Raw genomic sequence first — 12,866 nt, 5'->3', positions numbered from 1 at the left:
ATCGCCCGGCCTGTGCGCAATTGCGCACATGGACCGGGCGATCCAGTACGCCGCGGCCCCTCGGCTCGAGCACTGCGGTCTCTGGAATACTGGATCACCCGCATGCGCGGGTGATGACACTGAGCAAGCAGAGCAATCACCCCGTCACCCTGAGGAGCGCGTAGCGCGTCTCGAAGGGTCGACGGCCACCAGCCGGGCCGTGCATCCTTCGAGACGCCGCTTCGCGGCTCCTCAGGATGACGGGCTAGATGAACTTCGACTAGCGTCGCCGCTTCTTCGCGGGCTTTGTTCTGGCCTTCGCTTTAGCTTTCGGCTTGGGCCGTGCGGCAGGCACCTGTGGCGCATCCCTCACCTCCTCCGTCTCACTCACCTCCGCCCGCAGCGTGTCGAGCAGCCAGTCGCGGAAGGCGCGCATGCCGGGCGTCACCTCGCGCGACTTGAGCCAGGTCAGCCAATAGGACCCCGCCGGGACTTCGGCCGCGAACGGCCGCACCAGCCGGCCGGACGCCAGCTCATTGCCAAACATCGCTGTCGGCACCAGCCCGACGCCGACGCCGCGCGCCGCGGCCTCGGCCATCGCAACCGAACTGTCGAAGATCGGTCCCTGGATTTTCGGGCACGGCGCGCCGGCCACCGCAAACCACAGCGGCCATTCCTCGGCGCGGTAGGAGCGCAGCAAAAACTCCTGCGCGAGATCGGACGGCTTGCGCAGCCGACCCGCCACGTCAGCGCAGCACACCGGCGACAGCGGCGCGGACAACAGATGGATCGCCTCGGTGCCGTGCCAGGAGCCGTCGCCGAAGCGCAGCGCGAGATCGAGCCCGTCGCCCGCGATGTCGACGCGGTTGTTGTTGGTGAGCAGGCGCAGGTCGATATAGGGATGCGCGCGCTTGAAGCGATCGACCCGCTGCAACAGCCATCCGGTCGCGAACGTCGTGACGCAGCCGACGGTGACGACCTCGCGCGTGCCCTTGGCTTCGATGCGGTCGATCGCCGCCCCGATCCGGTCGAGCGCGTCGGTCAGCACCGGCAGCAGCGCCAGCCCTTCGTCGGTAAGCACCAGCCCGCGCGGCAGGCGGCGGAACAGACTCGCGCCCAGCAGATCCTCGAGCTGCTTGACCTGGTGGCTGATCGCGGTCTGCGTCACGCGCAATTCCAGGCCCGCGCGGGTGAAGCTCAACAGCCGCGCGGAGGCCTCGAAGGCACGCAACGCGTTCAGCGGGAGATGCCGGCGCACGACGTCATGACCAAGTTTTTCTCATGCCTCGCTGTATAAATGATTGTTTGTCGATCGTCACGCCGCCCGGCAGGTTCGCGCCGCCAACGGGAGACGAGACATGCTGACGAGACGGACACTTGGATTGCGCGCGCTGGGCCTTGCGGCGTCCTGCACCTTGCCGCGGCCAAGCGCCGCGGCAGGACAGAGCGCAGCGGCGGGACCAAACGGACCGGCGCAGCGGCTGCAAGAGGAGTTTGCACGCATCGAGCTCGCGACCAGCGGCAGGCTCGGCGTCGCCGCGCTCGACATGGAGACCGGATTGCGCGCGAGCCTGCGCGGCGACGAGCGGTTCCCGATGTGCAGCACCTTCAAGGCGCTGGCCTCGGCCGCGGTGCTGCACCGGGTCGACCGCGGTGAATCCAGCCTCGACCAGCGCGTGCGGTTCGAGGCCAAGGATATCTTGGCCAATTCGCCCGTGACCAAGGAGCATGTCGCGTCGGGCATGACGCTCGCCGAAATCTGCGAGGCTGCCATCACGCGGAGCGACAACACCGCGGGCAACATGATCCTCCGCGAGATCGGCGGGCCGGCCGGCTTGACCGGCTTCTTCCGCACTATCGGCGACAATGTGAGCCGGCTCGACCGCTGGGAGCTGGCGCTGAACGAGGGGGTATCGGGCGATCCGCGCGACACGACGAGCCCGGTCGCGATGCTGAAGAGTCTGCAGCGCGTGGTGATCGGCGATGCCCTGCAGGCCGCCTCGCGCCAGAAGCTCGTGGACTGGATGGTCGCCAACAAGACCGGCGACACGAGGCTGCGCGCCGGCGTGCCCCGCGACTGGCAGGTTGGCGACAAGACCGGCACCGGCGAGCGCGGCACCTATAACGATATCGGGGTGTTCTGGCCGCCCGGCCGCAAGCCGATCGTGGTGACGGTCTACCTGACCGGGGCAAGTGCTCCGATGGAGAAGTGCAACGAGGTGATCGCCAATGTCGGGCGCGCCGTTGCCAATGCGAGCACCGGGCAGACCGGCTAGAGCGGCAGGACAACGCCGCGCGGCACGACATCGCTGCGCGGCCTCAAATCGCTGCGCGGCTTGGCAGCTGCTGGCGCACGGCGCCGACGGCCGCAAGGCTGACGACACCGGCAAGCCACCGGTGGTGTATGCGGCGGCCGGCGGTCAGCTCGGCATCGTCAAGCAGCTGCTTGCGCTCGATATCGACATCAATGCGCGCTACGCCAACGATCTCACGCTCCTGATGTGGGCGGCCGGGCCGGATGAGACCGTGCCGGAGGCACAAGCGCTCGAGGTCGTCTCCTATCTCCTGGACGCAGGCGCCAAGGTCGACGAACGCGACGCCCGCGGCCGCACGGCGCTGATGATCGCCGCCGAAGGCAACCACCCGGCGATCGCGAAGGCGCTGCTCGCCCACGGCGCCGATGCGGCGCTGGCCGACAAGGCCGGCAAGCACGCCGCCGATCTCACCATCCTGTCGGCGCTGCGCGAGGAGCTGACGCCGCGCTGAGGCATGATGCGATGGACTCATTGGTTGCGAAAGGTCCGCGGATCGGCTAAATTTTTCTGTACGAAGAGTCTCTGTGCTCATTCGTCCTGTCGCGCGACTGGCGAGCTAACGTGGAATCGACCACGGGGAAGCGCGAAGGGTTCCAACGCCGATCGCCTGGGCAACCAATCTGCTGGAAAAACAGCGTGTTGAGGAGCCCGAGCATGCCGTCATTTCACACCGAACTGTCCATCAACGATCAAGAGATCGCTGCCGCTCTTGTAGGGGAAGAGCGCCGTCAACAGGACGGCGTCGAACTGATCCCGTCCGAGAATTACACCTACCCGGAGGTGCTTGAACTGCTCGGATCGGTCTTCACCAATAAATACTCCGAGGGATATCCGGGACGCAGATACTACGGCGGCCAGCAGTATACCGACAGCATCGAGAACCTCGCACGCCAGCGGGCCTGCTCGCTTTTTCGTGCCGAGCACGCCAACGTTCAGCCGCTTTCCGGATCACCGATGAATCAGGCCGTCTATCTCGGCCTGTTGCAGCCCGGCGACACGATTCTCGCCATGGACCTGTCCCACGGCGGTCATCTCACCCACGGCGCGCCGGTGTCCCACATGGGACGCTTGTTCAACTTCGTTCGCTACAAGACGGCCCCGTCAAACGGCGCGATCGATTTCGATGAATTGCGCGCGATTGCGCGTGAAGCGCGTCCGAAGATGGTGTTGTGCGGCTACAGCTCCTATCCGCGCGACCTGGACTATGCGGCATTCAAGAGTATCGCCGACGAAGTTGGCGCGCTCACGATGGCTGACGTGAGCCACTATGGCGGGTTGGTTGCCGCGAATGTCATGCGCAATCCGCTTGATGCCGGCTTCGACATCATGACGACGACATCCCACAAGACACTGCGCGGCCCCCGCGGCGGGATCATCCTGTGCCGGAAGGAAAATGCCGGCCGGATCGATGCTTCCGTCTTTCCAGGTTTGCAGGGCGGACCTCACATGAACGTCGTGGCCGGGATTGCCGTGACGCTCAAGAAGGCGGCGACCGCGGATTTCCAAATTTACGCGCGGCAGGTTTTGCACAACGCGAAGGTTCTTGCCGGCGCGCTGATGGAACGCGGGATGAAGCTGGTCACGGACGGGACGGACAATCACATGATGGTCGTCGATACAGTCGCGTCCGTCGGACTGGACGGGCGAGCAGCCGAGGACGTGCTCGATGCCATCGCCATCACCACAAACAAGCAGGTTATTCCAGACGATCCGCGCCCGCCGCTCAGGCCAAGCGGTATTCGCCTTGGGACACCGGCGGCGACCACGCGTGGCATGGGAGATTCCGAAATGCGCCGTATCGGCGAGTTCATTGCGGCGGCCCTGCAGGCGAACGGAGACGATGCGGTCCTCGCGCGTCTCAGGTCGGAGTGCATCGAGATGTGCCGAGCCTTTCCTGTTCCAGGCGTGGTGTCCAGGTCTCGACCGAACTGATCGGTTGTACGGCAACCGGAACTTGACGCACAGATATGCAGAACGGGGTCGGTGCGCCGGCGCCCACCCTCGATCGCCAAAGGCGCATATCCGATAGCCCTGCCCCCTAAAGCCCCGCCAGATAGTCCACCAGCGCGGCGAGGTCGTCGGGCGACGTCGCCAGCATCAGGTCGGACATGCCGGGATTGTTGCCGCGCGCGCGGGTGCGGAAATCGGCGGTGGTCTTGGCGAGGTAATCACGTCCCATCCCGGCAAGCCGCGGCACCGTGCCGTCGCCCTGGAAGCGATCGAGATCGCAGGCCGGGCAACCGACGGAAGCGCTGGCACTGAGCGCCTTCGCTGCGACGTCCTTGGGTGCGCTCGACGTCGCGCGAGGCGCGGCGCCGGCTGAGGCCATTGGTCTTCGCCGGCGCGATCGCCTGCTCCCGAATCCCGGGTTACTCCCAAGCCCAGGTCGAGAAATCATTCTCGAATTGCGGCACGTCCTTCCACACGCCCTTCAGCTTCTTGCTGGCGATCGTGATCAATTGCGGCTGGAACAGGAAGCCGGCGACCGCATCGGTTGCCAGCATGCGCTGCGCGTCGCCGAGCAGCTTTGCCCGGCCGGCCTCGTCAGGCGTCGCCATGATCTGCTGATAGAGCGCGTTGAACGCCTCGGACTTGTAGCCGAGATAGTAATCCGGCTCGGTCAGCTTCACGAGGTCGAACGGCTCGACATGCGCAACGATGGTGAGGTCGTAATTGTGCGGGCCGGTGAAGACCTGCGACAGCCACTGCGCCCACTCCACGTTCTCGATCTTGGCAACAATCCCGACCTTGGCGAGCTGCGCCGCGAGCACCTCGCCGCCCTGCCGCGCGTAGGACGGCGGCGGCAGTTTCAGGCTGAGTTCGAGCGGCGTCTTGACGCCGGCCTCGGCCAGCAGCTTCTTGGCGAGTTCCGGATCGTAGGGATTGATGCCGGTGGTATCGACATAGCCGAGCGATCCCGGCGTGTAAAAGCTGCCAATCGGCGTGCCGAAGCCGTCGACCGCGCCGTCGATCATCGCCTTGCGGTCGATCGCCGCCAGGATGGCGCGGCGAACACGGACGTCGTCCAGCGGTTTCTTGCGCTCGTTGATGCCGACGATGGTTTTTGTTCGCGAGCCGCCGATCAGCACGTTGAAGCGCGGATCGGCCTTGAACTGCGCGAGGCTGCGCGCCGCCGCAACCCGCGGAAACGCGTCGACGTCGCCCGACAGCAGCGCCGCGACCTGCGCGGCGGGATCGCCGATGAACCGGATCGTCACCTTGGAAAGCTTGATCGCGGCAGCGTTGCGGTACGCCGGCCATTTCACCAGCGTGATCGACGAGCCCTTGGCCCAGCTGCCGAGCGTATAGGGCCCGGTGCCGACCGGCTGCGTCGCATCGGTCGGCGCGCTCTTCGGCTCGACGATCGAGCCTGACGCCTGGCCGAGCAGGAACGGCAGGTTCGGCTCGGCGTACTTCAACGCGACGACGATCGTCTCCGGGTCCGGCGCCGTCACCGACGCGAAGGCCTGGTACAGGCTCCTGTCCTTGTTGGTCGAGGTCGGCGCCGCGGCGCGGTCGAACGTGAACTTGACCGCCGCGGAATCGAACGGCTCGCCATTGTGGAATTTGACGCCCTTGCGAAGCTTGAAGGTGTAGGTCTTGAGATCCGGCGCGGCCTGCCAGCTCTCGGCGAGCAGCGGCGACACCGAGCCGTCCTCGTTGATCTTGGTCAGCGTCTCATAGACGTTGTAGAGCGTCACTTCGGCGATCGCCGCGGCGGCCGCGTTGGTGGGATCGAGTCCCGGCGGCTCCAGCGTCATACCCATCACGACGCTGTCCTTCTTGCCCTGCGCGAGGCTCGGCAATGGCGCTGCAGCGAGTGCGGCAGCGGCCGCGATGACGCACAATTTCCTCAACATCGGTCTGCTCCCCGGACGTGCTCTTTGATCAGCCTAGGTCAACCCTACAGAAAAGACTAACCGGCCTCGGCGACCACCGGCGGCAGCGCCATCACGGCTTCGGCGTAATGGCAGGCCGCCAGATGGGCGTCACCCACGCTGCGTAGCGCAGGCGCGGTCTCGCGACAATGCTGGTCGGCCAGGGGGCAGCGCGGCGCGTAAGGACAGCCGGCCGTGACCGAGGACTGCGAAACGATCGCCTGCGCTCCGCGGCGCCGCCGGACACCACCGGCCCGGGCGCGCGGAACCGCATCGAGCAGCGCGCGCGTGTAGGGATGGGCGCTGTGGGCGAACAGATCGGCGGGACGCCCCTGCTCGACGATCCGCCCGAGATACATCACCGCGATCTCGTCGCAGAGCAGATCGACCACGGCGAGATCATGGCTGATCAGGATGTAACTCAGACCGAACTCGTCCTGCAGATCCTGCATCAGATTGAGCACCTGCGCCTGCACCGAGACGTCGAGCGCCGAGACCGGCTCGTCGGCGACGATCAGCTTCGGCTGGGTGATCAGCGCACGCGCGATCGCGATGCGCTGGCGCTGGCCGCCGGAGAATTCGTGCGGGAACTTGTCCATGTCGGCATCGCGCAGCCCGACCTGCCGCAGCACGGCGGCGACGCGCTCGCGCAGGCTGCTGCGATCGATGCGCCCGGGCGCAGTCAGCGGCTCGGCAACGATGCGCGCGATGGTCTGCCGCGGATCGAGCGAGCCATAGGGGTCCTGGAACACCATCTGGAAATCGCGGCGGGCGTGGCGCAGCTCGTCCGGCGGCATCCGGTTGAGGTCGCGGCCCATCATGACGACCTGCCCCGACGACGGCCGCTCCAGCGCCATCACAAGCCGCGCAAGGGTCGATTTACCCGAACCGGACTCGCCGACCACGCCGAGGCTCTTGCCCGGCATGACCTGCGCCGTGACGCCATTGAGCGCGTGCACCTGCGCCGCCGGCTTGAACAGGCTTTCACGCGGCAAGGTGTAGCGTTGCGCGAGATCCCTCACCTCGAGCAACGGTGTCGCGGGCGCGGGCTGGGGCTGATCGAGCACAGTCATGTGCCAACGCCCCCGGCCGCCATCGAGACGTCGGTCCTGATGCAACGCACGCCATGGCTTCCGCCGACATCGACGACGGCCGGCAGCGTCGCGCGGCAACGCGCCTCCACGATCGCGCAGCGATCGGCGAAGGTGCAGCCCGCGGGCAGGTCAGCCAGTTCCGGCACAGTGCCGGCGATGGTCGTGAGCCGCGTCCCCTTGCGCGCGCCGAGCCGCGGCCGGGCGCGGAACAGGCCCTGCGTATAGGGATGGCCCATCCGCGTGAACACGGCATCGGTGGCGCCGCTTTCGACGACGGTGCCGCCATACATCACCATCATGCGCTCGACATTCTCGGCGATCACGCCGAGATCGTGCGAGATCAGGATCATCGACATGCCGCGCTCCGCGACGAGACCTGCGATCAGATCGAGGATCTGGCCCTGGATCGTGACGTCGAGTGCCGTGGTCGGCTCGTCGGCGATCAAGACGTCAGGCTGGCAGGCCAGTGCCATCGCGATCGTGATGCGCTGGCGCTGGCCGCCGGAAAACTGGTGCGGATAGGCATCGACACGCTTCGCCGCATCGGGTAGCCCGACGCGATCGAGCAAGGCGATGGCTTCCTGTCGCGCTTCGGCTGCCGAGACACCGGTGTGGCGCAGCAAGGGCTCGGCGACCTGGTGCCCGATCGTGTGCATCGGATTGAGCGCGGTCATCGGCTCCTGGAAGATCATGCTGATGCGGTTGCCGCGCAGCTTGCAGTAGGCTGCGTCCGGCAGGCCGACCAGCTCCGTGCCATCGAGCCGGATGCTGCCGCTGATCGCGGCGCTGTCGGGCAGCAGCCCCATCAGGGCCAGCGCCGTGACCGACTTGCCGCAACCGGACTCGCCGACCAGCCCGAGCGTCTCGCCGCGGCGAAGCGCAAAGCTGACGCCGCGGACGGCCTGCGCCGGGCCGCGGCTGGTGTTTAGCCGGACGCCCAGGTCCTTCACCTCGATCAGCGGCGCGCCTGCCTCACGCATGCTCAACGCTCCCGCGCCAGACGGGGATCGAGCAGATCGCGAAGGCCGTCACCGAGCAGGTTGAGCCCGAGCACCGCGATCGCGATCGCGACACCCGGATAGACCGCGAGCATCGGCGACTGGAACAGCAGGGTCTGCGCGTCATTGAGCATGCGGCCCCAGGACGGCTGCGGCGGCTGGGTGCCGAGCCCGAGATAGGACAGCGCGGCCTCGGCGAGGATCGCGAGCGCGAACTGGATCGTCGCCTGCACGATCAGGATCGACAGGATGTTCGGCAGCACATGCTCGATCGTGATGCGGAACGAGCCCTTGCCCGCGGCGCGCGCGGCCAGCACGAATTCGCGGGCCCAGATCGCATTGGCCGAGCCGCGGGTGACGCGGACGAAGGTCGGGATCTGGAAGATGCCGATCGCGGTGATCGACGTCACCATGCCGGGGCCCGCGACCGCGGCAAGCATGATGGCCGACAGCACGGCGGGAAACGCGAAGGTGAAGTCGCTCATCCGCATGATGAGCTCCTCGGTCCAGCCCTTGCGGGCAGCCGCGATCAGGCCAAGGCCAACGCCGAAGGTCAGGCCGATGCCGACGGCAATGACGCCGACCATGATGGTGGCGCGCGCGCCGACCAAAAGCAGCGAGACGATGTCGCGGCCGAGCACGTCGGTGCCGAGCCAGTGCGCCGCCGATGGCGGGTGCAGTTTCGAGGCGACGTCGATGTCATAGGCCGACCACGGCGTCCAGACCAGCGACAGCAGCGCCGCGCCGAGCACGACGAGGCTGAGCACCGCGCCGAGCACGAAGCTGCGATGACGCAGCGCGCGGCGCCAGAAGCCGGTCGCAGGCCTTGCGCCGGGTGCGATCGCCGCCGTGCCGGCGGATGCGGTCAGCGGCGCGCTCACAGGTTGGCAACCTTGATGCGCGGATCGATGAAGGCATAGAGCACATCGACCACGAAATTGACTGTCACGACCATCGCAGCGAGCAGCATCACGCAGTTGCGCACCACGATCAGGTCGCGGTTGGCGATCGATTGGAAGATCAGCCGGCCGAGGCCCGGCAGATAAAACACGTTCTCGATCACGATGGTGCCGGCCAGCAGATTGGCGAATTGCAGGCCCATGACCGTCATGACCGGGATCATGGCGTTGCGCAGCACGTGCCGCCACAGCACCTCGCGCTTGCCGAGCCCTTTTGCACGCGCCGTGCGGACGAAATCTTCGCGCAGCACCTCCAACACCGCCGATCGGGTGACGCGGGCGAGGATTGCGGCCTGCACCACGGCAAGCGAGATCGCGGGCAGCAGCAGCGAGCGAATCCCCGCCCAGATGCCGTCATCCCAGCCGGCGAATCCGCCGGCCGACAGCAATTGCAGCTTCACCGAGAACAGCAGGATCAAGAGGATCGCGAACCAGAAATTCGGCAGCGCGATGCCGATCTGGGTCAGCGACATCACGCCGACATCGCCGAGCTTGTTGTGGTTGGCCGCGGTGTAGATGCCGGCCGCGAGCGCCAGCACCACCGTGATCAGCATCGACATGATCGCGAGCGGTATCGTCAGCACCAGCCGTTCGGCGATCAGGCCCGCCACCGGCGTGCCATAGACATAGCTGTTGCCGAGATCGCCGACCGCCATGCCCTTGAGCCAGAGCAGATAGCGAACCATGAGCGGCTGGTCGAGGCCGAGCTTGACGGTGAGCGCACGCACCGCATCGGGCGAGGCGTCGGCGCCCATCAGCATCTGCGCCGCATTGCCGGGCAGTGCGTCGAGCACCAGGAAAATGATCACCGAGGCCGCGACCAGCGTCGCCACCAGGGTCAGGATCCGCCGCAGGAAGAATACGCTCATGCCCGCCTAAAGTCGGTGCAAGATTTGATCGAACTGGAGCGGCATCGAACGCTCACCTCTCCCTTGGGAGAGGTCGGCGCGCAGCGCCGGGTGAGGGGTTATGCTCTCTCGTTGGAGCAGAGCCCCTCACCCGATTTGCTGCGCAAATCGACCTCTCCCCGTCGGGGAGAGGTGAATTGAGCGCGCGGCCGAACCGATTCAATCAAGATCCGTGACCTTTGTACCTGTCTGAAGCCACGTTTCAACATGTTCGCGAACGAATGCAAGCCCTTCGCCGCACCTTTCATGATGCCAGCGCCGGCCAGCGGCCGAGCAGGTCGCTCGCCTCTTCGAACAGCGCTGCAACCCGCAGCAGGTCCGCGTCGGCCCGGAAGCGTCCGACCAGATGCAGGCCGATCGGCAGGCCGTCGCGGCCGAAGCCTGAGGGAATGCTGACCGCGGGATGCCCGGTCATGTTGAACAGCATGGTCCAGGGAAACCAGTGCGGCCGGACGCTGTCGAAGCTCTCGCCGTCGATCTCGATGGTGCCGAACAGATCCTGGTCGATCGGCAGCGCCGTGCGGGTCAGCGTCGGCATCGCCAGGAGGTCGCCGCGCGCAAGCAGCGACTGCACGCGGCGGAACAGCGCGGTGCGGTCGAACATCGCCTGCTGGTACTCGACGCCACTCACCTTCGCGGCCAGCGCGAGCTGCTTCAGGAAGGTCGGGCTCAGGTCATCGGGATGATCGGCCGCGAGCTTCTCGAAGCGGGTGCGCCAGACCGTGTGATTGATGGCGCGCCAGATCGGCTCGATGTCGAAGCCGTCGCCGGAAAACTCCTCGAGTTCCGCGCCGAGGCTCGCCAGCAGGTCGAGGCTCGCCTTGAAGTTAGCAGCAACATCCGCGGTCACCGGTCGGCCCGGCGGCGACAGGCAGTACAGCGCCCGCCTGCCCCGGAGATCGCCGCGCGGCGCCGCGCGATCGAGATAATCAGGCACCGGCACGCCGATCGACCACGGATCGGACGGGTCCTCGCCGGCCATCGCCTGCATCATCAGCGCGGTGTCGGCGACGGTGCGGGTGGTCGGCGTGACATAGGTCTGGTTGCCGAAGGCGTCCTGCACCTGGCTGTGCGGGATCACGCCGTTGCTCTGCTTGATCCCGACCACGCCGTTGCAGGCGGCCGGAATCCGGGTCGAGCCGCCACCATCGGTCGCAACCGCCAGCGGCGCGATGCCGCTTGCGACTGCCACCGCCGCGCCGCCGCTGGAACCGCCGCTCGACCGCTCGGCACTCCAGGCATTGCGGGTGCGGCCGAACAAAGGCGAGTCGGTCAGGCACTTGCTGCCGAACTCCGGCGTCGTGGTCTTGCCGAGCAATATTCCGCCCTGCGCACGGAGCCGGGCCACCGCCACGGCGTCATGATCGGGCACGTTGTTCCGGTACGGCACCGCGCCGAAGGTCGTGCGCACGCCCTTGGTGCTGACGATGTCCTTCACCGTGAAGGGGATGCCGTGCAGCAGGCCGAGCGGCTCGCCGGCCATGACCTGCCGCTCCGCGACCTTCGCCTGCGCCATCGCCGCCTCGCCGCACAGCGTGATGAAGCAGTTCAGCTCGCCCTGCAGCCGCTCGGCGCGGGCCAGCACCGCGGCGGTGAGCTCGACGGGAGAGACCTCCTTGCGAGCGATCCGCGCACGAAGCTCGACGGCAGGCAGCAGGCACAGATCTTCGCTCATCTTGGGAACGGGCTCGTATTGGACGTGGTCGACGACCCGCATCGTGCCGCGCCGGATGCGTCAAGTCCATCGCCTCGCGCGCATGATGGCACGTGGCGCGGCGGCGGTCGCGCATGGCCTACCAAGTGCCCGCGGGCAACTCCCGGCTCCGCGGCGGATCGGCGCCCGCGCGCGTGCAGGTGAAGGCCGCGCATTTGCAGGCAAACGACAGCGCGCGCGTGAGCTCGGCCGTGCTAATCTCGCGCAGTTGCTGCCGCGCGATCCGGTCCAGCCGATGCAATGCGGCGAGCAGCGCCGCCTGAAAGCTGTCGCCGGCGCCGATCGTATCCACGACATTCACCACCGGCGATTCGACCTCGATCGGTCCGGCCTGGCGATGCCAGGCAGAGGCGCCATCATTGCCACGCGTGATGACGACGAGTGACGCGCCGCTGGACAGCAGCGCCCCGGCCCTCGCCGCATAGGCCTGATCGCCGAACAGATGGGCGAAGTCGACGTCGGACATCTTGACGATATCCGCCTTGCCGCAGAACGCCAGCATGCGGGCGCGATAGGCGTCCTTGTCGTTGACGAGGTTCGGCCGGCAATTCGGATCGAGCGAGATCGTCACTTTCGCCCGCGCATCTTCGATGAAAGCCAGCGTCTCGGCCGCGCCCTTGTCATGGACCAGCGTGGTCGAGCCGGTGTGCAGGCATGTGACGCCGTCGAGCGCGATCGCCTCGCGCCGATAGCTCCAGTTCCGCGACGCGGTGTCGGCGTCATAGAAGGCGTATTGCGTCTCAGTGCCGATGACGCGCGCAAAGGCCAGCGTGGCCTGGCGGTCGCTGCGTGTCGCACGGCCGAGATCGACGCCGGACGCCGCGGCGTGATCGGCGATCATCCTGCCGAAGGTGTCGGTCGAGATGCCGCCGACAAAGCCGGTGGGAACATCGAGCCGGGCGCTGCCGATCGCGATGTTGAGGCAGGAGCCGCCGACCGCGGGCGTCAGGGCTTCGCGTCCGTCCGCCGTCCGCGACGGCAGGAAATCGATCAGTGCATCTCCGCAACTCAGCAGCATGCG

Annotated in this window: 12 protein-coding genes and 1 riboswitch; of the genes, 3 read left to right on the top strand and 9 right to left on the bottom strand. The window is 66.9% G+C overall.

Translation table 11 applies throughout. The annotated features are described in order from the left end of the window. Positions 1-259: 259 nt before the first annotated feature. Positions 260-1,237, bottom strand: coding sequence for a LysR substrate-binding domain-containing protein (locus ACE10Z_RS10975; RefSeq protein ID WP_375787932.1), 978 nt, complete (start codon positions 1,235-1,237; stop codon positions 260-262). A 100-nt stretch (positions 1,238-1,337) separates the two neighbouring features. Here ACE10Z_RS10975 and bla point away from each other — a divergent pair, with 100 nt between their 5' ends. The 3 genes from bla to glyA all read left to right on the top strand — a co-directional run bounded on the left by bla (position 1,338) and on the right by glyA (position 4,226). Further along, positions 1,338-2,255, top strand: coding sequence for a class A beta-lactamase (gene bla, locus ACE10Z_RS10970; protein WP_375787931.1), 918 nt, complete (start codon positions 1,338-1,340; stop codon positions 2,253-2,255). After that, on the top strand, positions 2,230-2,745 hold the full coding sequence (locus ACE10Z_RS10965) for an ankyrin repeat domain-containing protein (RefSeq protein ID WP_375787930.1): 516 nt from the start codon (positions 2,230-2,232) through the stop codon (positions 2,743-2,745). The genes bla and ACE10Z_RS10965 overlap by 26 nt, the downstream gene beginning before the upstream one ends. Before the next feature lie 83 nt (positions 2,746-2,828). Then, positions 2,829-2,914, top strand: a riboswitch (ZMP/ZTP riboswitch). A gap of 34 nt (positions 2,915-2,948) precedes the next feature. Continuing rightward, the gene (glyA, locus tag ACE10Z_RS10960) at positions 2,949-4,226 is read left to right on the top strand and encodes a serine hydroxymethyltransferase (RefSeq protein ID WP_375787929.1); all 1,278 of its coding nucleotides are present in this window, start codon (positions 2,949-2,951) and stop codon (positions 4,224-4,226) included. A 106-nt stretch (positions 4,227-4,332) separates the two neighbouring features. On the opposite strand, the gene ACE10Z_RS10955 is transcribed toward glyA, so the two are convergent. The 8 genes from ACE10Z_RS10955 to ACE10Z_RS10920 all read right to left on the bottom strand — a co-directional run bounded on the left by ACE10Z_RS10955 (position 4,333) and on the right by ACE10Z_RS10920 (position 12,863). Then, positions 4,333-4,623, bottom strand: coding sequence for a c-type cytochrome (locus ACE10Z_RS10955; protein WP_375787928.1), 291 nt, complete (start codon positions 4,621-4,623; stop codon positions 4,333-4,335). 40 nt (positions 4,624-4,663) lie between these two features. Next, positions 4,664-6,154 carry an ABC transporter substrate-binding protein gene (locus ACE10Z_RS10950; RefSeq protein ID WP_375787927.1) on the bottom strand — a complete coding sequence of 497 codons (1,491 nt, stop codon included), beginning with the start codon at positions 6,152-6,154 and terminating at the stop codon, positions 4,664-4,666. Positions 6,155-6,210: 56 nt separating this feature from the next. Next, on the bottom strand, positions 6,211-7,245 hold the full coding sequence (locus ACE10Z_RS10945; RefSeq protein WP_375787926.1) for an ABC transporter ATP-binding protein: 1,035 nt from the start codon (positions 7,243-7,245) through the stop codon (positions 6,211-6,213). Continuing rightward, the gene (locus ACE10Z_RS10940; RefSeq protein ID WP_375787925.1) at positions 7,242-8,246 is read right to left on the bottom strand and encodes an ABC transporter ATP-binding protein; all 1,005 of its coding nucleotides are present in this window, start codon (positions 8,244-8,246) and stop codon (positions 7,242-7,244) included. The genes ACE10Z_RS10945 and ACE10Z_RS10940 overlap by 4 nt, the downstream gene beginning before the upstream one ends. 2 nt (positions 8,247-8,248) lie before the next feature. After that, positions 8,249-9,145, bottom strand: coding sequence for an ABC transporter permease (locus tag ACE10Z_RS10935; protein WP_375787924.1), 897 nt, complete (start codon positions 9,143-9,145; stop codon positions 8,249-8,251). Beyond that, the gene (locus ACE10Z_RS10930; protein WP_375787923.1) at positions 9,142-10,092 is read right to left on the bottom strand and encodes an ABC transporter permease; all 951 of its coding nucleotides are present in this window, start codon (positions 10,090-10,092) and stop codon (positions 9,142-9,144) included. The genes ACE10Z_RS10935 and ACE10Z_RS10930 overlap by 4 nt, the downstream gene beginning before the upstream one ends. Positions 10,093-10,375: 283 nt before the next feature. Beyond that, on the bottom strand, positions 10,376-11,806 hold the full coding sequence (locus ACE10Z_RS10925) for an amidase (protein WP_375787922.1): 1,431 nt from the start codon (positions 11,804-11,806) through the stop codon (positions 10,376-10,378). 118 nt (positions 11,807-11,924) lie between these two features. Continuing rightward, positions 11,925-12,863 carry a carbohydrate kinase gene (locus ACE10Z_RS10920; RefSeq protein ID WP_375787921.1) on the bottom strand — a complete coding sequence of 313 codons (939 nt, stop codon included), beginning with the start codon at positions 12,861-12,863 and terminating at the stop codon, positions 11,925-11,927. Between the last annotated feature and the right edge of the window lie 3 nt (positions 12,864-12,866).

This window comes from Bradyrhizobium sp. Pha-3, assembly GCF_042258615.1.
Lineage (GTDB): Bacteria > Pseudomonadota > Alphaproteobacteria > Rhizobiales > Xanthobacteraceae > Bradyrhizobium.
The sequence above is the reverse complement of the archived record's forward strand: the minus strand, read 5'-3'. Positions and strand labels throughout refer to the sequence as shown.